The sequence below is a fragment of the Anabaena sp. WFMT genome, from assembly GCF_051781005.1.
In the GTDB taxonomy this organism is placed as follows: Bacteria; Cyanobacteriota; Cyanobacteriia; order Cyanobacteriales; family Nostocaceae; genus Anabaena.
In genome coordinates this window covers 56253-79336 of the sequence record NZ_JBPWOA010000033.1, presented here as the reverse complement: position 1 = coordinate 79336, position 23084 = coordinate 56253, and the positions used below count along the sequence as shown (strand labels likewise).

The window sequence follows — 23084 nt, the reverse complement described above, 5'->3', positions numbered from 1 at the left end:
ACAATGAAAATTCCTGGATTTCCTGGCAGCAAAAATAAAATAGCAACAAGGCCAGATCGAAAATCCAAATCCTTAATTCCTCAATTGACAAGTTGGCATCCCTGGTTACGTCAACTCCTGGATTGGACAGTAACATCAGGATCTGTGCTGTTATGTTTACTCATGTTGCCAACCCGATTGCCAGGTATGGAATTATTAGGTATTGGGCCTAACTGGTTACTAATTTGGGTGGTAGCTTGGAGTGTAAAACGCTCTGTTTTTGAGGGTGCATTGGCGGGTATTGTTCTCGGTCTACTACAAGACGCTATGACATCACCTAACCCTACCCATGCTATTAGCTTGGGAATAGTAGGAATGCTAACTAGCCTAATTCAGAAGCAGCGTTTTATTCAAGAAGACTTCATTTCTATTGCTTTGATCGTCTTTGGGATGGCGGTGGTGGCAGATACTATTTTTGCTGTGCAATTATCTATATTGGGTGGTAGCTGCGGTGAACAATGCCTCCGCAAAGTTGAAGATATCTGGACATATTATCAACGTGTTGCTTTAGCTTCTGCTATTCTCAGTAGCCTGTGGGCCCCTGTAGTTTACTATCCCTTAAATCGCTGGTGGCAACAGATGAAATTAATTAATAATTCGTAATTTGTAGGTAGAAAATAGGGATGTTAACCCCAGTAACAGTTTCCTCAAATATGGTAGGTAGTGAATTTGACTCCCTGATGATGCAACGGTGTTTGCAACTAGCCCGGCGTGCTTTGGGACGCACTTCACCAAATCCATTAGTGGGGGCAGTGATTGTTAAAGATGGGGAGATTGTCGGAGAAGGGTTTCATCCCTGTGCTGGTGAACCTCATGCTGAGGTTTTTGCTCTTAGAGCGGCAGGAGAAAAAAGTCGTGGAGCGACAATTTATGTCAGCTTGGAACCTTGTAACCATTACGGACGTACTCCACCCTGTTCTGAAGGATTGATAGCGGCTGGTGTATCTAAGGTGGTTGTGGGTATGGTTGATCCTAACCCTTTAGTAGCCGGAGGTGGCATTGCTCGTTTGCGTGCGGCGGGAATAGAAGTGCTAGTAGGGGTAGAAGAAGCTGCTTGTCGTCAATTAAATGAAGGTTTTATTTATCGTATTCTCCACAAACGACCTTTAGGAATTTTGAAATATGCTATGACTGTGGATGGCAAAATTGCTACTAGTTCAGGTCATAGCGCTTGGATAACCAATCAAGAAGCCCGCAGCGAAGTACATCAATTGCGGGCTGCTTGTGATGCTGTAATAGTTGGTGGAAACACCGTTAGATACGATAATCCTTACTTAACTAGCCATCAGCAGGGAAGCAATAATCCTCTGCGAGTGGTAATGAGTCGTAGTCTTAATTTGCCAGAAAATGCTCGTCTGTGGGAAGTTGCGGAGGCTCCAACTGTGGTGCTGACTGAAGTGGGTAGTTCACCCGATTTTCACAAGCTGTTGCTCGAAAAAGGGGTGGAAGTGTTGGAGTTTGCATCATTGACACCAGACAAGGTAATGATTTATTTATATGAGCGTGGTTTTTGTAGCGTACTTTGGGAATGTGGTGGTACTTTAGCAGCAAGTGCGATCGCTCAAGGGGCAGTTCAAAAAATCTTGGCTTTTATAGCCCCCAAAATCATTGGTGGTAGTCATGCTCCTACACCTGTAGGTGACTTAGGTTTTACCACCATGAATGAGGCTTTATCTTTAGAACGTGTTCACTGGCGTGTGGTCGGTTCTGACTGTTTAGTAGAAGGTTATTTGCCACAAAAAAGTCATTAGTCATTGGTCATTGGCTACTTTCTGGCCTTTTCCCTGTTCATCACTGCTGACGTTCATAAGCAAGATCACGGATAAGACTTAACCTGGCGCGAATATAGTCACAAAGAAAATCGGTTTCATTGGGATCTAATAAAGCTTGCTTTGTGGTTTGTTTAACTAACCACTGTACCAAGCTAGCATCGTCAAGCTGCAAAAGAGTCACGGTTTGGGCGGCTTCAACTATAGACCAAAGCTGACGCATAATCGTGGGAGTCATCAGACCTCTATTAAATTATTAGCTTAGTTGTTTCCAGATTACACAATTTCGATATTAGCTGACGAAATAAATCCACAAGCTGAGACAAGTATTATTAGAAACTTAATAAACAGATTTATATCTTTATAAAGATTAAGAATCGGCAATCTTGCTCGATTAAGTTAACAAAAATTCACTTAGCTAAAAAAGACTTGTAGTTATTGGTCAGCAAAAAGTATTGTATCTAATTATAACTCTTGAGATTCATTAGTTTGAACTAGAGCTATATAGTCTATCTTGTCAAATTTAAGGTGTTTAAGCAAGAATTAACCAGAGTAAAACTACTGTAGATACATATTAGAATTAATTAGCATCAGTAATTAAATTTACATAGTTTTATGGTAAAAATGCTTAAAATATATATTTAATGTGAATTCGATTAACCTCTCTGTCTTGAAAAGTTCAAATCGCCGAAAGTCGTCGCTCCGATGAGGAAAGGGACAGCTAAATCTTTTGTGAAGAACCAAAAATTAAGAGTTTTAAGCCTCTCCCATATTAAAAGTTTTTCCTCTTGTAGGGGAGGGTTAGGGAGGGGTGCAGGGATAGGTTTGGATAGGGGTTTTACAAATTCGGCGAACTCACGTTAACGTTAAAAGTAAAAACATATCTAGAATCAAGCTTCTAGCAATCTCAATTGAGGTGGAATAGCCCAATAATAAATTTTCTCGCGCAAAAAAATATCAAATCATAATTATCATTAGAGAATTGAAATAAAAACTTCGCTTCTAAGATTATTTAATTATTTAAAGCGACATTTCTCTACATAATAAGTGCAATGGTTAAGCCTGAAAACAACTGGAATACCCTTGATGAAATTTGCTTAACTCCAGAGCAGATTTCACCTAGTGCGATGGCTACGCCCGCCGAAGGCATCGCTACTTATTGCCACAACAGCCAATTTGGCAAACTTTTACCTGATGCTTTTTACATCCATATTTTGGCGCTGTATAGCCTTGATAGGAAGCTTCAGGAATATGAAAGCCGCGCTCGCATTGCTGCGCCTCAATTAGAGAAAGCAACACTAGTTAAATTTAGCACTAATAAACCCAAAATTTCCTACTTATTTTATCCTGATTTTGATACTGACCCCCATCCCGCTTTACAAGCCAGTATTCAAGTTGATGTCGAAACTCTCATCGTTGGCTTTCGAGATTACAGAGATACAGAAAATCCTCCTATCCTTCATCGCAAAGAAACCTTCGTTACTCCTGACTATCCCCTTTATCATGAGTTTGCAGCCTTAACACGCGCTCAAGAAGCGTTAGGTTTACTAGATAACACCAGAGGTATCGGGACAAAATTGGGTTGGGAAAAGCGTTTACAAGCCTATGGTGTAGAAATACAGGGGCATAGCTTGATTCAGAAGCCAATAAGTACTGTTACAGCACCATTTATTCCCAAAATAGAACGACATAAAGCGGCTATTGTTCGCCATGATTTATCCCGTCCTGTGCGTTTAGCGATTGAATCTGGCTTATTTACCCCAGAAACGACATTTTTTGATTATGGTTGTGGACATGGTGGTGATGTAAAACGTATCGCGGAAGAAGGTTATATTAGTTGCGGCTGGGACCCTTATTACTCACCAGATACTCCCCACACATCTGCGGATATTGTTAACATTGGCTTTGTAATTAATGTTATTGAAGACCAAGGTGAACGACGGGAAGCCTTGATTAAAGCCTGGGAATTAGCTCAGAATGTGCTGTTAGTGTCTGCCCAAGTTTTGATTTCTGACAGCAAAAGAGGTGTAGTTGCTTATGGTGATGGCATCATTACTAACCGCAACACATTTCAGAAATATTATGAACAAGAAGAATTAAAAGTTTACATTGACCAAGTGTTAGGAGTTGATGCAATTCCTGTGGCTTTGGGAGTTTACTTTGTGTTTCGAGATGAAGCTGAAGCAGAGTTATTTCGGGCTTCTCGTTTTCGTTCTCGCGCTACTACTCCTAGAGTCAGGGCTTGTGTCAAGCGGTTTGAAGAGTATCAGGAACTTTTAGCACCGTTGATGGCTTTTATTACTGAACGGGGAAGACTTCCCAGCAAGGGTGAATTGGCACAAGAAGGAGAAATTTGTACGGAGTTTGGGAGTTTACGACGAGCATTTCATGTAATTATACAGGCTACGGACTCTGACGAGTGGGATGCGATCGCAGATAAACGTCGTCAAGATTTGATGGTTTATTTAGCCTTGTGTAAATTTGGCCATCGTCCCAAACTAGGACAATTAACACCAGCAGTACAAGAAGATATACTTGGTTTATTTAGTAGTTATAAACAAGCTTGTCTGGATGCAGACCAAATGCTACGCAGTTTGGGAAATACAGAACTAATTATCAAACGTTGTCAAGAAAGCAAAATTGGTAAAAAATTACCTAATTCTCTTTGGGTTCATATTTCTGCATTACAAGCCCTTGATCCTTTATTACGACTTTATGAAGGTTGTGCTAGTCGTACTATTGGGAGATTAGAAGCTGCAAATGTGATTAAATTTCATCTCAAAACACCTAAAATTTCCTATTTGTTTTATCCTGATTTTGATACTAATCCCCATCCGGCATTATACAGAGGAATGGAAATTGATTTGCGGGATTTACAAGTTACTTATCGAGAATATGATCTTGAGGATGACCCACCAATATTACATCAAATAGATTTTTTGGTGACTCCTGACTATCCCCAGTATGAAAAGTTTGCTAAGTTAACTCGTCAAGAAGAAGATTGGGGTTTGTTGGAAAATTGGCGCAGTATTAGTCATGTTTCTGGGTGGAGTAAATGTTTAGAAGACCACTGTGCAATACTTAAAGGTTATAAATTATCTTGGCGTAAAGATGCTGATGCCTATAAAGTGAAAGTGTTGCAGTCTGCTATGAGAAGTCGTAAAAATAAAAGATGTAATTCGGTAAAAACTCAGGAATCAGGAGACGCTACGCAGACCAGCGGTTCAGAATGCTTATGAAATCAGGAATAGAAAGAATTAATACTTGCTCAAAATCATCAAAGTTGACTCAAAAAGCCTTTATTTTCCTGACTTGGAGTATTCTCTAGCCTGAATACTTACGTAATTCGTAACTACTAGCAGGGTTTAGCAATGCTAAACCCCTACAAATGACAATTATGTTTTGGCTAAATTAACCCAGTGTTCAATTCCTTTTTTTGTGGGTTGACCAAGATTACCGAATGTCCAAATATCTCTTTTGTGCTGAAGTCCATAACTAATATGAATTGGTCTTTCGCTTCCGTAAAAGTAGAGAGAATCAAAAGGTAATTTGGTTTGCAAAATCCATTCAACAAGAGATTCACTAGGTAACTCTGCAATGATAAAATCACAAGCAGCACCCAATCTTTCACAATAGTATTTAGCATTTTTATTAATTTCATGACTCATGTGTTGATCTAAATTGGGTGCAACACGACCATTTTTTTGACCTGTTACTGGGTCTTTTTTTTCAAGATATTTTTTTAAATCTGGTGAGCAAAATCCATAGGTGAGATGAAAGTTGGCTATACCGTAATTGTCGATAATTGGGTCGATTATATATTTATTTAAATCTTGTAAGGCGGGAATTACTTCTTTTATATTTTGGGGAAACGGGTTGATATGTTCGGCATATTTATCATATGTCTGGGTGCAGGTACACAATTCTTCTAGGGTGAGATATTTACCTAGTTTTAATTCTTTAATATTCATATGTCAGTCAAATAAATTATATGTGGAGTTTAGACTAAATCTTTTCTTGTAGGCTGAAATCTTTGCTATATAAGGCTTATGACTTACAAGACTTAAAACAAATTGAAAATACTCAAAGCCTTGCCTAGAGAGACTTTGGCGGATTAAGAGGGGAAATTAGTCTAAACTCCAGTTATATATGTAGTCTTAATAAATTAATATCGTCAGTAATGTTATCGCTGAAATTCATGTTTAACAAGAGTCTCCACCGTTTTTAATTACTTGCACCTGTTATCACTTTAACGCTTTATTAGTTTATTTTATACTTGTAAATTCAGAAGAAGAGATATATTTCAAATTATCTGTGACAGCTTATGATGAAACTGCTATCTTTCTTTTTTCAAAAAAAGATAGTTCTATTACTGTATAATCGCTTTTTTCCTCTCCTGTCGCTGGATTAACAGAAGATATTTCTTGTATCTTTGCTGAATAATATCGACCAATAGTTAACTCAATAGCAGTATTTATGCTGAGTCGGGCGGCATATTTTTTTTTCGATTCCAAATCTTCAATTTCTACGCTATTTAAACTATTTTTGTGTTTAGTTGCAGATATCAGCTCCCCATGAATCACATATTCTTCTGGATCTTCAACTTCCATCTTATTTATGAATATTATTGTGCTTATTGCATTTTCAAAGCTCAGAACTGCTTGACCACCTTTGGCTGGATTTACTGAACCCCAATCTGCATAAAAATTAGCTTCATATTGCACTAAATACATTAAAAATTTTCTGTATCTTGAGGCAGATATTTTTTTTAATCTCACTAATTCTTCTTTTAGTTTTTGCTTGTCTTCTTCATTGCTGAAATTAACTAGACTTAATATATCAATAAATACTTTTTGAGTAAAAGTATTTCCGTATAAATCTATCTGCTCATTTATAGATGGCAGACCAAGTTTTACACCGAAAGATCCTTGAAATGTCTCGATTATTGAAAACTCGGTTACGTCAATTATTTCTTTTTGAATTTTTCCGCGCTTGAGCATCTTTCCTGATTCTGATTGACCTACAGCATAAAATAAGTCCTGTAATGAAGTTAATATCATTCCTGTTTTTTTCGCAGACCCTTCTTTTTTATTTCTTTCGTAAATAAATTTAAACTTAATACTTAAAATTTCTCTTTGTTTTTCTTGTGCTAGATAATTGCTACTTAAGAAACTTTTCAATATTTCTGGAGCTAATCTATTTTCAAAATAGGCTAATGTTTCTAATACCTCTTTCATCCTCATGAAAAAGTCTGGCACTTCTATATCTAGAGGTAGTAGCAGTGAAAATTGTCTATGATTTTTTGTTTGTACCCAAATAGATGCGATACCCTCACTAATTTTTCTCTCTTCAGTCCAACCATTGCTGGAAAGATACTCAATTACACTCTCTAGTTTTATTGAGTTAATTTCTTTGTTACTTACTGCTAATAAACTCTTTAATTTAGAGTTAGTATCTGCAACTCTAATAATGGCTTGGGATAAGCGAAGAATAGCTTCAGATAAGTTATCATCTTTTTTTAAATAGACAACCAACATACCATCGCGTAACTCAATATTATGAGTAATAAGTATATTTTCAATAATTATTTCTTGATTTTTTGGGATGCCATAAAAAGGTGTTTGTAAATATAGCCAACCAAAAATTTCACCTAAATCTGTAAGCACATAAGATTCTTCTTTTTATTTTAAAAATAAATCTATTAAACTACCATCTGGAAGAATAAAAGGAGTAGAAATACGAATTAGATCATTTACATATAAACAAGTAAATAATTCCCCCAGATTTCTACTAATTTCTTCACAGACGTTGAGTGCCATATATCAAACGTTATAAATCTAATTTTGGTATTATTGGTTGTTGCATAGTTCCATGATGGATAATTTTTGATTCTAGGCAGAATTGATGCCATACACCAATTGGATCATTCGCTAAAGCAGTGATGTCATCTGGAACATAGGCTTTTGTATCTCCAATAAATTTATCTCTATTTAACTTATCCTTAAAGTATTGATTTAACCAGCGATGCTTATGTTTTCTTCCCACTTTTACACCATCAGGATTTTGATGGTCTTTACCTAAATCTAAACCGTATATTCTTTGTCCTTCAAAGTCACAATGAATAATGGAATAACTAAGCTGATTTGCAAAATAATTATACCATCCTTTAACGATAAGAGGATAAGAAGCATCTGATATAATATTAACACGAAATTCATAAGCAGGTGGATTTCTCTTATTTTTATCCCATATAATATCTCCTTGAATACATTTACTAGAATCTACTATAAGATTTTCAAATTCGTCTTGACTTAACATTATCTAAAAAGTTTAGTAATTTGATTTAATAAATTCCTGTGCAACAAATTTTTGCTTTTTTGTCTCCTATTCCCTCAAAAAATAAATGCCTCATTAATAAGTTTGAGATACTATTAATTTTTCCAGAATTTGTTTACAAAGAACAGATGTTATCTAACTAAGGTTAGATATTTTGATATTATTCGCTCTGCTTGATATATAATTCAGTAATCAGCCAAAAACTCATGCTACACCAAAATTTGGCGACTAAACAAAAACTAAATTCATCCAAAATGCAGCTTCAATTCAAAAGCACATTTTAGTAATTTTGCCTTTATTTGTAACCCAGAGAAGTCGCTTATATCAAATACAACTCCTGCATAATGTCAACAAACATTTGCATGAGCCATATGGGGGTCAAAGTATATGCTGTAGATACACAATACCTAATAAATTTTCTCTATAAAAATATATACCATAGAATACTAGGCTAAGAAGAACCTTGTTGTAACTTTGTTACATTTTTACTATTTAGTATAGGAAACTATAAGTATTTTAAATATTAGTAAGCTGACGCGCACCTAAATTTAATATTTAGCAGCCTAGAGTTCTTTTGGTAAGGCTTTTGGGCAAAAAAAATTAAATGCGTAACAGCTTATCTATCTGGAAAATATAATAAAGGATTGCTAGAGTTTATTTGTCTGGATCAGGTTGTCTATTTTTTAGATAACAATTCTTTAAAACTGGTTTCGACTCTGGACAATAATTCTTTAAAAACAGATTAATGCCTGAAAGCCTTGCAAATGGGTAACTTATGTGCCTTAGATTTGTAAAATTGGACAATAATTATTTAAAAGTGACAATAATTCTTTAATGTACATCAATGGAGAATAGGAGACTCGAACCCCTGACCTCTGCGGTGCGATCGCAGCACTCTACCAACTGAGCTAATTCCCCTTGCTAGTCTGAAGTTACTAACTCTGACAGCCGTACTATATCTTAACACTCAGGCAGGGCAGTTTTCACATCTTTCTGCAAAAAAACTTCCTGTATCCGGTCTAATTCCAAATCAGTCAGATAATCTACAGTCCAGTTAGCTTGACGCTGAAGCATATGGAAGGGATAGGTATTAGCAACTCCCACAACTTGCATCTGAGCGCGTTTTGCGGCTTGAATGCCCGCAGGAGTATCTTCAATTGCTAAACATTCTTGGGGTTGCAAATTCAAGTCTGGATAAGCTTGGTTAAGTTTTTCTACCGCTAATAAATAACCTTCTGGTTGGGGTTTACTGGTAGCGATATCATCCCCGGTGACAATAATTTGAAAATATTCAGTAAGTTTGGCACGTTCTAGCACCAATTGTATTTCTTGCAGAAGAGAGTCACTAACTAACCCTAGTTTAATATTGTGCGATCGCGCCTGAAAAATTAAATCATCTACTCCAGCATACAAAGGCAGTTTTTCTAGTTTTTCCAATTCCAACACATAAGCTTGAGCTTTACGGTTGAGCAAATCACTTAAATACTCTTCCGTAATCACCCTCCCACGATTTTTCAGCAGGTCTTGAAAATAAGCGCGATAGCTTTGCTTACCACAAGAATCACTCCGTCCAAGAGAAGTTTGACGTTCATTTACCCGCTGGGGTTGAAGATTTTCCTGAATCAGAATGTCATCAATCAGTTGTAGGTGAATTGGTTCATCCTTAATGATCACACCATTAAAATCAAACAAAACTGCCTTTAAACTCATGCCACTATGCCAAACCTGGGGGAAGCAATATCCTGCAAATTATTATTATCCATTTTGGTGTTCGTTAATGTCAGCAAAGGGTTGACAAACACATTACCATTGTATTACAGTCGTAATACAAAAACTATGAACACCATTAAATTCCATGTCTAAATCTATACTAGTAATATAGACTATTATGTTTACAATTTCTCAAATAGTCTATCTATGAATTTTTCCAATCCAAAATCTCAAATTACCAATTCAAATTATGCCCTACGAACAATTAGGAATTAAAACTCCATCACCCGTTTTATCTTGGGCAAATCATCCATTAGGCTCAGATGAAATCAAGATGGCAAAGAATGTAGCATCATTGCCATTTGTGTTTAAACACATTGCCTTAATGCCAGATGTGCATTTAGGAAAAGGAGCCTTAGTTGGTTCAGTCATTGCCACCAAAGAAACCATTATTCCTGCGGCTGTGGGTGTGGATCTGGGTTGTGGTATGAGTGCCATCAAAACACAATTTAAAGGTGAACAACTAGAAGGTAAACTTAAGAAAATTCGCCTAGATATTGAAGCCGCAATTCCTACAGGATTCAATGAAAACAAAGATGTAGAAAAATCAGCCTCCAACTGGCAACGCTGGCGCGATTTTAAAGACTTGCATCGTGGTGTGCAAGATTTAGAAAGCAAAGCAATGAAACAAATGGGTTCTCTTGGTGGGGGTGAAAGATTGCCCCATCTTACAGTAATGTAAGATTAAAAACTCGTCCAAATCGGTGAAAGCTGGGATGCTAATACCGAGGGAAGCGGTAAAACGCCCCGTAGAGAGTAGAGGGACTTGGGCATCCTGATATATTAGCTAATTTATTAGGATGAAGGTGTACTCCGAACTATACCGAACAAGAAGGTATAGAATCAAGCAGAAATGACTTGATCGATTGCTACTTTCATTTATGATGAAGATCAGTTCATTACTACCCATTCGATTGAGTGTGCAATGGAAGTCTTAAGTAGAAGTCGAAACAGTGTTGAAATGAGACTGTGGCGACTTAATAAGCTTAACCAGCAATCAGTAACAAATTGAACCATTTTATTGAGATTTGTCTCGATACAGAGAACCAAGTTTGGCTGATGTTGCATTCCGGTTCTCGCAACATTGGAAATAAACTCGCACAATGCCATATTAATACAGCCAAAGAATTAGCGAAAATGGCAGGTGAGAAATTACCTGATCCTGATTTAGCTTACTTTGTAGCTGGTACACCAGAATTCCAGGCATACTGGAAAGACTTACAATGGGCGCAAAATTACGCACTTTTCAACCGTGATGTCATGATGGCACGATTTAAACGCATCGTCGAAAAACATCTAGTGGGAGGAAAAGTAACTAAACCTTTATTAGAGGTAAATTGTCATCATAATTACGCCGAAAAAGAAGTACATTTTGGCGAAGATGTGTATGTAACTCGTAAAGGTGCAGTCCGCGCTCAAACAGAAGATTATGGGATTATTCCTGGTTCAATGGGAGCAAAATCTTTCATTGTCAAAGGGAAAGGTAATGCTCATAGTTTTTGTTCCTGTAGTCATGGTGCAGGGCGTTTAATGTCCAGAAGCAAGGCAAAAAATGTCTATACACTTGATGATTTAATTGAGCAAACTCAGGGTGTGGAATGCCGTAAAGATACAGGAGTTTTAGATGAAATTCCTGGTGCTTATAAACCTATTGAGCAGGTGATGGAAAATCAAGCTGATTTGGTTGAAATAGTGGCAACACTCAAACAGGTTATGTGTGTGAAAGGTTGAATTAGGGTGGGCAATGCCCACTTTTTTTTAACGCTGAGGAACGCTGAGGTGAGCGCAGAGGTACACAGAGAAGAGAGAGAAGAATGAGAGTTAAATTTAAGGGATGAAGCAGAGATATTGAATTATTTAAGATTAGGACTTACGCACTCAGCCAAGTTGAGAACGGTAGAATTGGCGTTTCAACTTCTGGAGAGATTCTTCACTGCGCTCAGAATGACAGTTTTCCGTTTCAGTGCATGAGTCCTGGTTTATTCTTTATCAGGTCTAACACTTAAATATCTATCTTTGCGAATAGTAGTGATAATAGTTTGGATGTAACTTTCTGCTGCACCTAATGTTTTTAGTAAATGATTTCCTAACTCTAATGCTGCTTCAAATTCAGGTTGTACTACTTCTTTTGCACCCATTTGGGTTAAGAGGTCAATTTCTTTGTTAGTGTGTGAGCGAGCAATTACATCTAGGTTAGGTGCAATAGTCAGGGCAGTTTTTAGCAGTAAGCGAGTGCTGGCAGGATCTGGAAGGGCAATTGCTAAAGCTTTAGCAGTTTCTAAATGTGCTTTTTCTACTACTAATTCAGAATCTGCATCTCCGAAAATGTAAGGTATTTGGTGCATTCGTAGCCTTTGTACAGATGCTTCACTATTTTCAATTACTAAAACTGGATATCCTTCGCTTTGTAAGATGTTGACAATTACTTGCCCAACTCTACCATAACCTGCTACGACTACGTGACCAGTCATTATTTCTGGCAGAGATATTGTTTTGGGTGCAGAAAAGCGTTGTAATAACTTTGCTAGTAAGGGGTTTCGATTCAAGTTATCGGCAATTAAAGGTGCAACTTGGAGGGATAAAGGAGTGAGTAGGAGTGTAATTGCTGTTGTTCCTAATAATAAAGAATAGGTTTGTTGAGATATCAGTTCTAATTTTAAACCTACTAAGGCTAATACAAAAGAAAATTCTCCAATTTGGTTGATACCAAAACTGACGATAATGGCATTTTTTAAAGAGTAGCCAAATTTCAAAACAATGACTAAAATAATTGCTGCTTTACCTAGCATTACTAAAGCGACAAGTCCTAAGATTAGTCCAAAATTGTTGATGAGAATAGTAGGATCAATCAGCATTCCAATTGATGAAAAAAACAGACTTGCAAATGTATCTCTTAAAGGTAATATTTTAGCTAATGCCTGGTCAGCATAATCAATTTCGGAAATCATTAAACCAGCAACAAACGCCCCCATTGCAATTGAAAGACCTAAATATGCAGTTGTTAAAGCGACTCCTAAACATAAGGCGATTAAAACCAACAAAAATAATTCGTTACTTTCTGTAGCTGCGATATTCCTTAAAATACGGGGAACTATCCAGCGACTCAATATAATTGCTACTACTACAAATAGTGCAATTTTGATTAGAGCAAATCCTAGTGCTACAGCAACATTTTCTGGTTGTTTCAAAGCAGGAAGTATTGCTAACATTACACCCAAGGCTAAATCTTGGGTAATTAAAATTGCCAGCATAATTTGCCCATGCACTGTATTAGTTTCACCTCTTTCAGTGAGCGTTTTTAATACAATTGCTGTGGAAGAAAGAGATAAAACTGCTCCTAAGAAGATTCCTTGTGTGATTCCAGTAGCCCAACCCGTAATTACTGTTACTGTTGCTACTAAGGCAATTGTCAATCCAATTTGCAGTAAACTACCTTTAATGGCAATTTCTTGAACTCGTTTTAATTCTGCTAAGGAAAATTCTACACCTAGTGCAAATAGCAGGAAGGCGACACCAATTTCTGCTAAAGATTTAATGTCAGAAACATTGGCTAATAATTTGAAACCAAAAGGGCCAATTGCAAATCCACTAACTAAATAACCAAGTATGACAGGTTGATGCAGCCGATGTGCTAAAAATCCACCTAGTGCTGTACCTATTAAAACGATTGTTAAATCCAGGATTAAACTATGTTCATTGATCATGTAATTTTTTAGTCAGCTTATGTAAATTATAAAAAAACTTGGAGTGTTTAAATTCCAAGTCTCAAAGTAATATTTATTGGTAAGTCATAAGTGGCGTGTAGCAGCGTAACTCACCTTTATCCCTTAAGTTTATTGTGGGTGAGGGATGACAGTATTAACCCACCCTACGGGAGATTTTTGTATTTGGAAGTCCCTGATTGGCTGCTCAAATTTTTTCTTAAAGTGTCAAAGATTGAGGGTCGGTTTCAATCAATTTTGCTAAATCTTGCAAGAATGCTGCTGCATGAGCGCCGTAAATAATGCGGTGATCTGAGGTAATATTGACCTTCATTTGGGGACGCACACCAAATAAACCATCTGCTGTGGCTACTACTTGCGGACGGGATGCGGCGATCGCTAAAATTGAACCTTGTCCAGGTGGCAAAATTGCATCAAATGTATCTACACCAAACATCCCCAGGTTAGAGAGGGTAAATGTCCCACTGGTGTATTCCTCTGGTTGTAGTTGTTTAGCTCTAGCTTTTTCTACCAAAGATTTCCAATTGCGAGATAAAGAATAGATATCTACCTGATCTGCTTTTTGCAAGACTGGTGTAATCAATCCGCCATCATCCATTGCTACTGCAACGGCAATGTTGATATGAGGATGATACACAATTCCTTGGTCAGAATAGCTGGCATTTAATAAAGGGTGTTTTTGCAATGTCACTGCTACAGCTTTTGCTAATAGCGCCGTCATTGTCACACCTTTAGATTTAATTTGCTTGTAAAGTTTGTCTAGTCCATCTGTGGTAATTGTGTAACCAACATGGAATGTAGGTACAGATAGACTGGGTAGCATATTCCGTGCTACTGCATTTTGCAAAGTCGTTAATGGTACTGTTTGACCAGGAACGGCACTGCTGACCACTGGAGCCGGTGCAGGTGTTGGTGTTGGTTTTGCAGGTGTTACGGTGGGGGTAACAGGTGGTGTCGGTTGAGTGGGAGTGATAGCAGGGGTAGTAGGTTGTGGCGCTTTACCCACGGCAGCTTCTACATCTTCGGCAACAATGCGACCGTAGGGGCCACTACCTGTCAGATTATTTAAATCAACCCGGAGTTCTTTGGCTAATTTGCGAGCGCGGGGTGAAACTACTAACCGTCCTTCTCGATGGTTGGAACCATTTTGAGAAACTGTAGCGGGTGTTGTCAATGAGGCAGATACGGCAACTAGTTCGGGTGCGGGTGCAGGTGTTTCAGCGACAGCACTACCACCACCACCCATAGCCTTGGCGGTTTCGATTTCTGCTTCTGTTTCGGCTACGTAAGCGATCGCTGCGCCGACAGGTGCGGTTTCACCAGCGGGAACTATGATATGGGCGAGAAATCCCTCATAGAAGGATTCCACATCCATATCGGCCTTATCCGACTCGACAACCACCACTGTTTCGCCTTTTTCCACTTTATCCCCTGGTGATTTCTCCCAGGAGACAATTTTGCCTTCGGTCATGGTGGAACTCAGCGCCGGCATAAATACTTCATGAATGCTCATAATGGTGGTTTCAGAATCAATAATTTTATGGACTTTAACAGCTGCTGCCAGATTGAATTGTATCTTGGCACGAAAATTTTTGATGAAAAATGATGGGGGAAGCAGGGAGCAAGTCAGTACAGAGCGATGAGTAACGAGTAATTAGTGGGACTTAGGCAAAAAACACCGATAAAATAACCTCAAACGTATATCCCAAAGGGATTTTACATCGTTTTGATTGGTTTGTTGGTATATCTGGGTTTGGTGGCATTTTTGGGCATTTAATGTATTTCCCTTACCCCGCAAGGTTTTGAGGCTTATTTCTTCCTTAAAAAGGTTTAAGTCCCGTTAGTAGAAACAAGAGTAAACCACTCGGTACTTGGTACTCGTTACTCGGCAATCCCCAATTGGAACCTAAAGCTGAGGGTGATGTCTATAGATCAAGCGATCGCGCCAGCGCGGACTTGTCAGTTTGCTGATAGTTTGTCGATAGAAACTAGGATTCCCTTAGATATCCATGCTCCTCACCCGGATTTCTCAAACAAAAGCTGAACATTAGCTATAGCTAGGGGTGAGGGTTGAATCTAAAATTCAAAATTGGTCATTAACCTGTTTGAAATTCCCCTTTCATACTATTACTATGTCGGCAAAGTTCAAATTGTTTTTAATTTTGACACTCAGCGTCTTTGCCACTGCTGCTGGGGTTTATGTAATTCAGTATCAACCACCTACATTGATGACTGGAACTGGCAACGGACACGAACAACAGTTAACATCTGTAGGACAAAATTCTTCTCAACTGCTGGCTTACCCTGAGCGTGACAATTATCAAACCATACCTTTAGAAAGTATCAATTCTGCCATGCAAGGCAGTGATCCTGCGAATCTAGCTCTCAATATGCTGAATGAGGTGACATCAGTGAAGGGAAAGAGCCAGATCAAGGTGGCTTATCCTCAACCGAATCAGGCGTTAGTGACGATTACCCAAATCAATCGGACTAAAAATAATACGGTGGGAGCGATTAAATATCGGGTAGAAATGAACCGCTTTGGGCGATCGCTCTTAGTTAGTTCACCCCCAGTCTGGGAAATTATCTGGGCTGGCTCCCAGGTGCAATGTTTCTCTAAAAATCCAGCCCAGAATAAATTTAGCCAAAACTGTGACTAGGAAGTGACAGGGAGGAAAAGCGTTTCTTCCCTACTCCCTGCCCCCTTGCCTCTTTTTCAACTCTAGATATCGCCGCGAATTTCTTCGACAACTCCATCTCTTAGCACAATTTCCACCTGCATTTTGCTAATCAAGTTATCCCCGATTTCTGCCCGGAAAAAGCCTTCCATTTGGAATTGGTTGACTTCTTGATCTAACTCCAGAAACTGCACTTGCTGAAGATTTTGTAGCAATTGATTTTTTTGTTCTAGCAGTTCGCTTTTCTTTTGATTTACCTGGAGTTGGATATTGTCAATTTGCTGGAGGGTTTGGGGTCCTGGTGGTTGTAAACTTTGTTTTTGAATTGCTGCAACTGCTCTTTGTCCTTCTACATCTAATTGTTGCAGTTGCTGATCAAGTTGATTGATCTGAGCTTGTAGTTGTTGTTGCACTTCCTCTTTCCAAAGGGGAGTGACGATCACTTTGACATTAACGCCACGTTTTAGAAGCAATTGAGGGTTGGAGACATCCATAAATATTTCACGTTCACTCTTATAGTTTGCAGAATTAAAAAGACTAGTACCGCTTATCTAAGAGACGCTACGCGTAATTCGTAATTAGCATTGCGTCAGGGTTTTAGACTTTTGAAATGGGTAGCTTATTTTCGCCATTTTGTTCTAGTACCCATTCTCATCGCGGAGAAAATCCACGAATCGGAGAATTATTTGGCAAACATTCCGTCAATAATATCGCGATACCGATCCATGACAACGTGACGACGGACTTTTAAGGTTTGTGTCATCAGGCCATTTTCAATGGAAAATGGTTCGAGAATTAGTTTGAAGGGGCCAATGCGGTCATCGGCTCGATAGCCTGGACGGTTTTTGACTTCCCGATTCAATTCTTGACGAAATAAATCCTGGATCATTTTACTCTCTAAGTCAATTTTTTGACTGGTTGAGGCAGTAATTTTATCATTCTGAGTTTCTGCCCATTTTTCCAAGGCTTCGAGATTGGGAACAATCAAAGCGCCAATACTGCGTTGATCCTGTCCTACTAGCATAATTTGATCAACATAGGGCGATCGCAAACAAGCATCTTCTATTGGTTGCGGTTCAATGTTTTCCCCATTGGTTAACACAATTGTATCTTTGGCTCTACCAGTCAACACCAAGTCATTTTGGGGAGTCACCCAACCCAAATCACCGCTATCAAACCAACCTTCAGAGTCTATTACTTTTTTGGTTGCTTCGGGATTTTGGTAATAGCCTTGCATAATTTGCGGGCCTTTCAGCAGCACTAAACCACGTTCTCCTACTGGTAGTGGCTGACGAGTTTCTGGATTGACAATTTTCACTTCTGTGCCGGGAATTGGTTGTCCAGATGAACCTCGTAAATTTCGCCAAGGACGACGTGCATTAGTGACTGGTGAGGTTTCGGTCAAACCATAGCCTTGTAAAATCTCTACACCAACAATTTCAAAAAAGTTATCTATGTGCCGGGGTAGCGCACCCCCACCACTAATCACTTGCTTAATTTTGCCACCTGTCGCTTCCCGCACTTTGGCATAAACTAATTTTTCTCCCAATGCATGGAACGGCCACAAGGCTAATTCTTGGATCTTCGCACCTAATCGCTCACCAGCTGAGGCATGAATATGATCTAAACTTAATCCCTGGGTAATTCGTCGTGCTGTGATATATTTCTGGCTCATATCCAGCAAAAATTGAATCAGCTGTTGTTTTTTGGCTGGTTGTTCGCGGAACTGCTTCTGCACTCCTTCATAGATCGATTCCCACAGCCGGGGTACAGCAATCATGTAATTGGGTTTAAATTTTTTTAAATCTTGTTTAACAGCACGTAAATTTGTGTAAATTTGTGTGCAGCCTTGAGAAAGCAAGAAATACTCCCCACTGCGTTCGTAACTGTGCCATGTGGGGAGAATGCTGAGGACTATATCTCCTTTTTGTGGCTGTACGACTGTTCCCAAGCTTTTTACTTGGTGTAATAAGTTCTGATGAGATAGCATGACACCTTTGGGTTTGCCTGTAGTACCAGAGGTATAAATTAATGTTGCTAAAGTTTCGCCGCTTTGTTTGACGGTGGCTAAGGTGTGATTACTACCAATTTCTAGTAACTGGAGAAAGTTCACCACGCGAAAATTTTCGGTTGGTGGGGTTTCATCGGCAAGTAAGATTACCAGTTTAATGGGTAAGTCGTTCAGTCCTTCTTTGATTTTATTGAATGTTTTGATATCTTCGACTACTACGACAGTACTACCACTATTGGCGATGATAAATAGTAGTTCTTCTCGTTCTGCTTGGGCGCTGCGGACTGCATTCACTGCCCCCGCAGTCATAATACCTTGGTCAGCAATAAACCAACGCGGGCTATTGTCAGCAATTAGGGAAATGCGATCGTTAAATGTAGGCGTTTCACTATTGCCTATATTCACCATTAACGCTTGCAAACCGGATGCAAATCGTTGAATCTGTTCTGCTAACTGACCATAAGTGATCTGGATTTCTGGTTTAGCATGGGGGTTGTGGAGGGCAATAGTATTACCAAATTCCTTGGCCGCCAAAGGCCAAATTTCTGGTAGCGATTGCACATTTGTATAATCTACCAAACGCTGTAATTCTCGGTATTCTCGCTCGGTGACGTTAGATAAGAGAGAAGATGCAGGTTGTATTTTTGTCATAACACAATGATTGAGCAGTAAATGGGTTGTTCTTGTTAATAACAGTATTTAATAGGCACTTTCCCTACTGTGTATAACAATAGCGTAATCGTCACATTCATATTTACAAAACTTTATGTTAAACTAAGTTTATATAAGTAAAATTCAATGGTTCAGTTGTCATGAGGTTCCATGAGTTTTGCTTTCAGCCCTACAACAATGTCCAAATAATTGCTAATTCGTAATTATCTAAGATGCAAACGCAGAAATCTTTAATTACGAATTACTGTTATCACTACAATTATCAAGGAGGTGATCAGTTATGGGTTTAATGGATGCATTATTAATCACAGTCATCAATGCTGTTGCTTGTCTAGCTTTACCCAAGTTTCTATCTATGCTTCTCGCTCCTCAAGTCAAACCTCTTCAGCCATCATTGATAGAATCTAGGCTACATACAGCTAGGATAGAAATTACTAGTTTCCCCTATTGTACAGTTTACTCGTTGACTGGTAGTCAGTTCTGTAAATTCAGTCCTCGATTTTGTTCCCAGTGTTCTCCTAATGGACAGGAATAGTGTCATTTCATAAATGCTAATTTGAGATTTTTAATGGGAAAATCAGTCGTAAATCAACACTATTTTGACAAAATTTTGGTTTTCAAGTAGGGGGAGGGTTGATCAATTCTGACAGGATAAGTATTTGGTGTTGGGCATTTTTCACCCTAGATTGACTTGAAAATAAATCCTCTCCCCTAATCTCTCTCCCGCATTCACCTCAATAGACATCTGGTAGAAAAGAATGTAGAGCCGAGAATCCCTACCCATGGAACGTCTCTGCAATGTTTAAGTTTTTTGAAGATATGTATTTTTATATAAATATTTCAATAGTTTTTTTAATCCATTTAATTCACTTATACATACCAAAAGAAATTCAAAAATTTAGATGTCATCACTCACACCTGTTTTGATTCAAAATAATAATTAGTAATCAGAACCAATTTTTATAAAGGGGGATTATCTATGAGTTTCATGGATGGTGTACTTTTGACTCTCTTAAATACTGCTGCTTGTCTAGTATTACCTAAGCTACTGTCTGTAATTTTTGGTACGCAAGACCAAAGCGAAAGTGCTACATAATCGTCATTGGTCAATAAGAAGTAAAGGGGATGAGGAAAAAAGTTGTTTCCCTAACTATTTGGTCAGCAGTCAAGACTTAGAATTACGTTTTTTCTGTCGCCAAATTCCCCTCACTAGGCGAATTTCGTCAAAACTGTAACTTTCACCTAAATGATCTCGAATAGGTGTGAGGGAAATATCGCCTAGTACTTCTAAAACTTGCCAAATCTTTTGTTGATGTTCTAGAGGTACTAATTTGTTTAAATCTACGGGTTGATTTTTTTCAATTAAATCTGAGATGTGACGGATAATTGTGGTGGGACGAATGTTGCGTTTTTGGGCAATCTCTTCTATGCTCAAGCCCTGTTGATATAACTCTAATGTCGTTAATTCGGTATCAGAGGGGAAGTTAGGCAATGGTGCGTAATCAACTTGATTTATTGGTAATGGCTGTAAACCTTGTTCTTGACGATAGGCTTGAATTTCGGTTAAGAACTTTGCGCCATACTGAGCTAATTTGTGACTACCTACACCTGAGAGTTCACCGAATTCATGTAAGGTTTTGGGTTGTACTTGCGCCATTAATTTCAGGGTAGAATCATGAAAAATGACGTAAGGTGGGACTGCTTGCTCATCAGCGATTTGTTTGCGGAGCGATCGCAATCTGTGCATCAGAACTTCTACTTCAGCCTCTTTAATATTCCCCTCATCGAAGCTGATTTTCTGGGCTATGGGAACTGCAATTGAGACAGTACGCTGTTTTCGCATTACTTCCCAACTGAGGGGGTTGAGCTTCAAAACCGAGTAACCATCAGGGGTTTGCTCTAGTATACCTTGATGTAAGAGCGATCGCCCCAACATCCTCCACTCATCTACAGTTTTATCTTTACCAATTCCATAAGTAGACAGTTGATCATGTCCATTGAGGGCAATTTTTTGGTTTTTCGCGCCTCGCAACACATCAATTATATAAAGCATTCCATATCTTTCTTTACATCTAGCCACACAAGATAAAAACTTCATCGCTTCAATAGTCCAATCTTGTACAGGTTTGGGATAACGACAATTATCACAATTGCCACAATTCCCTGCAAATCTTTCCCCAAAATAACCTAATTGAATAGTGCGTCTACAGTCTGTCCCTTCTGCATAATCAATTACCTGTCGTAGTTGCTGTTTAGCAATTAATTGTTCTTGGGGATCTGTTTTTTGATTAATACTCCATTCAATCGTTTTCACATCAGCAAAACTAAAAAAGAGCGTACACCGTGAAGGTTCATCATCTCTCCCCGCCCTTCCTGATTCTTGATAATAACCCTCAATATTACGCGGTAAATCAGAATGAATTACAAACCGCACATCAGGCTTATTAATTCCCATGCCAAAAGCAATTGTTGCTACCATTACCCGCACATCATCCCGAATAAATCGAGTTTGATTTTTAGAGCGTTCATCATCACTTAATCCCGCATGATATGGTAAAGCTGCAACCTTATCATTTTGTAATTTAAAAGTTAATTCATCAACTTTTTTACGGGTTAAACAATAGATAATTCCTGAACCTTCATTTTCTCTAACAATTTCTAATATTTCAGCGTAAGCGCGTTTACTTTTAGCCCTGACTTCATAATAAAGATTTTGGCGGTTAAAACTAGCAATATGAATACTTGGTTGCTTTAACCCTAATTGTTCAATAATATCAGCCCGGACGCGATCTGTAGCGGTAGCAGTGAGGGCGATAGTAGGAACATCAGGATAGCGTTTCCGCAGTAACTTTAACTGACGATATTCTGGACGAAAATCATGTCCCCATTCAGAAACACAGTGCGCTTCATCAATAGCAAAGGTAGAAATGCCAATTTTCTCTTTAACTACATCCAAAAGCGGCAGAAATCTATCACTAACCAGCCGTTCTGGGGCGACATAGAGTAATCTAACTTTACCATTCATGATTGCCTCTTCACGCGATCGCACTTTATAGGCGTTGAGGCTACTATTGAGAAATGTGGCAGAAATGTTATTATTTCGCAATGCTTCCACTTGGTCTTGCATCAATGCTATCAACGGCGACACCACCACCGTTAAACCTGGTTTCAACAGTGCAGGTAATTGAAAGCACAACGACTTACCCCCACCAGTCGGCATCACCACCATCAAATCACGATTTTGCAACGCATCTTCAATAATTTGCCTTTGCCCAGGACGGAATTGATCATAACCAAAGTGATATTTAAGCTTTTTTTCGAGTTCAGGATACTGAAGCATGGTAGATGGCTGTTTCTCTGTTGTCTGCGTGGGTTGTGATAAAGATATTAGGATTTTAACTCACGTTGACGAATAGGGAGGGGGAATAGTAGCTATGATTATAAAAAAAGATGATAAGGAATTGTCTGAATCATAATTTCCAGGATTTAAGGATGAACAGGATGAAGATGAGGACTTGATCACCAAATTACCAATTATAGTAAATAACTATGACACAAGAATTAATAGATTTAAGACAAAGTATATTAGAAGGTCGCTATGATGATGCTTTGGAAATTATTGATGATTTGGAGGAGATGAGTAAACAGGGAACTTTGCGAAAAATAGAATCTTTTTTAGTTAGGTTGGTTATTCATCTCATTAAAAATCAAATTGAACAACGTTTAACTAATTCTTGGATTGCTTCTATTTCTGATTCTGTGATTCAAATTGCTAAATTAAATGTTAAAGATAACCAAAAATCCTATTATATTAAATCTGATGAATGGGGAGAATATTTAGCAGAAGCTGTAGAAATGGCAATTCGTCCAGCTAGTGCAGAGATTTTTGGAGGGACTTTAAAAGCGAGTCAGATTTCTCAAAGATTGAATCGAGAAGCATTGATTGATTTCACGAAAAATCTTTTGTTGTTAACTTATCAGTATCAGCCTAAAGATTTAGCAAGTATGATTGATAAGTATTTGGCACAATTACCAGGTGGTGAAGATTGGTTTGAATAATTTTGAAAGGATAAATGATTGAAATTCT

17 protein-coding genes, 1 tRNA gene and 2 pseudogenes are annotated in these 23084 nt (G+C 38.3%); 9 read left to right on the top strand and 11 right to left on the bottom strand.

The features are described 5' to 3' along the window. The first annotated feature begins 3 nt into the window (after positions 1-3). Complete coding sequence (gene mreD / locus ACSQ6I_RS21980) at positions 4-642, top strand: rod shape-determining protein MreD (protein WP_438892395.1); 639 nt, start codon at positions 4-6, stop codon at positions 640-642. Between the two features lie 20 nt (positions 643-662). Beyond that, on the top strand, positions 663-1790 hold the full coding sequence (ribD, locus tag ACSQ6I_RS21975; RefSeq protein ID WP_438892394.1) for a bifunctional diaminohydroxyphosphoribosylaminopyrimidine deaminase/5-amino-6-(5-phosphoribosylamino)uracil reductase RibD: 1128 nt from the start codon (positions 663-665) through the stop codon (positions 1788-1790). 40 nt (positions 1791-1830) lie between these two features. Here the strand turns inward: ribD and ACSQ6I_RS21970 are convergent, their stop codons facing one another. After that, complete coding sequence (locus ACSQ6I_RS21970) at positions 1831-2046, bottom strand: hypothetical protein (RefSeq protein ID WP_015212825.1); 216 nt, start codon at positions 2044-2046, stop codon at positions 1831-1833. Between the two features lie 814 nt (positions 2047-2860). Here ACSQ6I_RS21970 and ACSQ6I_RS21965 point away from each other — a divergent pair. Then, positions 2861-5047 carry a DNA phosphorothioation-associated putative methyltransferase gene (locus ACSQ6I_RS21965; protein ID WP_438892393.1) on the top strand — a complete coding sequence of 729 codons (2187 nt, stop codon included), beginning with the start codon at positions 2861-2863 and terminating at the stop codon, positions 5045-5047. 156 nt (positions 5048-5203) lie between these two features. Here ACSQ6I_RS21965 and ACSQ6I_RS21960 read toward each other — a convergent pair whose 3' ends face one another. The 5 genes from ACSQ6I_RS21960 to ACSQ6I_RS21940 all read right to left on the bottom strand — a co-directional run bounded on the left by ACSQ6I_RS21960 (position 5204) and on the right by ACSQ6I_RS21940 (position 9854). Then, on the bottom strand, positions 5204-5779 hold the full coding sequence (locus ACSQ6I_RS21960) for a hypothetical protein (RefSeq protein ID WP_438892392.1): 576 nt from the start codon (positions 5777-5779) through the stop codon (positions 5204-5206). Between the two features lie 351 nt (positions 5780-6130). Continuing rightward, positions 6131-7474, bottom strand: coding sequence for a DUF1828 domain-containing protein (locus ACSQ6I_RS21955; RefSeq protein ID WP_438892391.1), 1344 nt, complete (start codon positions 7472-7474; stop codon positions 6131-6133). 163 nt (positions 7475-7637) lie between these two features. Then, positions 7638-8126, bottom strand: a complete 489-nt coding sequence (locus ACSQ6I_RS21950; RefSeq protein WP_438892390.1) for a DUF6978 family protein — start codon at positions 8124-8126, stop codon at positions 7638-7640. Positions 8127-8989: 863 nt separating this feature from the next. Continuing rightward, positions 8990-9062 (bottom strand) — tRNA-Ala (locus tag ACSQ6I_RS21945). Between the two features lie 42 nt (positions 9063-9104). Beyond that, complete coding sequence (locus tag ACSQ6I_RS21940; RefSeq protein ID WP_438892389.1) at positions 9105-9854, bottom strand: HAD family hydrolase; 750 nt, start codon at positions 9852-9854, stop codon at positions 9105-9107. A gap of 250 nt (positions 9855-10104) precedes the next feature. On the opposite strand from ACSQ6I_RS21940, the pseudogene ACSQ6I_RS21935 reads away from it, so the two are divergent. Both ACSQ6I_RS21935 and ACSQ6I_RS21930 read left to right on the top strand, forming a co-directional pair. Further along, positions 10105-10566 (top strand): annotated as a pseudogene (locus ACSQ6I_RS21935) (RtcB family protein); the annotation flags it as partial. Positions 10567-10925: 359 nt separating this feature from the next. Next, positions 10926-11645, top strand: a pseudogene (locus ACSQ6I_RS21930) (RtcB family protein); the annotation flags it as partial. A gap of 248 nt (positions 11646-11893) precedes the next feature. On the opposite strand, the gene ACSQ6I_RS21925 reads toward ACSQ6I_RS21930, so the two are convergent. Together ACSQ6I_RS21925 and ACSQ6I_RS21920 are read right to left on the bottom strand one after the other, a co-directional pair. Beyond that, positions 11894-13618, bottom strand: a complete 1725-nt coding sequence (locus ACSQ6I_RS21925) for a cation:proton antiporter (RefSeq protein WP_438892388.1) — start codon at positions 13616-13618, stop codon at positions 11894-11896. 217 nt (positions 13619-13835) lie between these two features. Beyond that, complete coding sequence (locus tag ACSQ6I_RS21920; protein WP_438892387.1) at positions 13836-15149, bottom strand: dihydrolipoamide acetyltransferase family protein; 1314 nt, start codon at positions 15147-15149, stop codon at positions 13836-13838. Between the two features lie 408 nt (positions 15150-15557). Between ACSQ6I_RS21920 and ACSQ6I_RS21915 the strand changes: the two genes are divergently transcribed. Next, positions 15558-15680, top strand: coding sequence for a hypothetical protein (locus ACSQ6I_RS21915; protein WP_438892386.1), 123 nt, complete (start codon positions 15558-15560; stop codon positions 15678-15680). Between the two features lie 88 nt (positions 15681-15768). Beyond that, positions 15769-16296, top strand: coding sequence for a hypothetical protein (locus ACSQ6I_RS21910; RefSeq protein WP_438892385.1), 528 nt, complete (start codon positions 15769-15771; stop codon positions 16294-16296). 62 nt (positions 16297-16358) lie between these two features. On the opposite strand, the gene ACSQ6I_RS21905 is transcribed toward ACSQ6I_RS21910, so the two are convergent. After that, positions 16359-16808 (bottom strand): YlqD family protein, encoded by a 450-nt coding sequence (locus ACSQ6I_RS21905; RefSeq protein WP_015212904.1) that lies wholly within the window; start codon positions 16806-16808, stop codon positions 16359-16361. A gap of 188 nt (positions 16809-16996) precedes the next feature. After that, a complete protein-coding gene (locus tag ACSQ6I_RS21900; RefSeq protein ID WP_438892384.1) occupies positions 16997-18976 on the bottom strand; it encodes an AMP-dependent synthetase/ligase in 1980 nt (659 codons plus the stop codon). Between the two features lie 301 nt (positions 18977-19277). Between ACSQ6I_RS21900 and ACSQ6I_RS21895 the strand changes: the two genes are divergently transcribed. Next, the gene (locus ACSQ6I_RS21895; protein WP_438892383.1) at positions 19278-19532 is read left to right on the top strand and encodes a hypothetical protein; all 255 of its coding nucleotides are present in this window, start codon (positions 19278-19280) and stop codon (positions 19530-19532) included. 630 nt (positions 19533-20162) lie between these two features. Here the strand turns inward: ACSQ6I_RS21895 and recQ are convergent. Next, positions 20163-22337 (bottom strand): DNA helicase RecQ, encoded by a 2175-nt coding sequence (gene recQ, locus ACSQ6I_RS21890; RefSeq protein WP_438892382.1) that lies wholly within the window; start codon positions 22335-22337, stop codon positions 20163-20165. Between the two features lie 209 nt (positions 22338-22546). Here recQ and ACSQ6I_RS21885 point away from each other — a divergent pair, with 209 nt between their 5' ends. Continuing rightward, positions 22547-23056 carry a DUF29 family protein gene (locus tag ACSQ6I_RS21885; RefSeq protein ID WP_438892381.1) on the top strand — a complete coding sequence of 170 codons (510 nt, stop codon included), beginning with the start codon at positions 22547-22549 and terminating at the stop codon, positions 23054-23056. Positions 23057-23084: the final 28 nt, after the last annotated feature.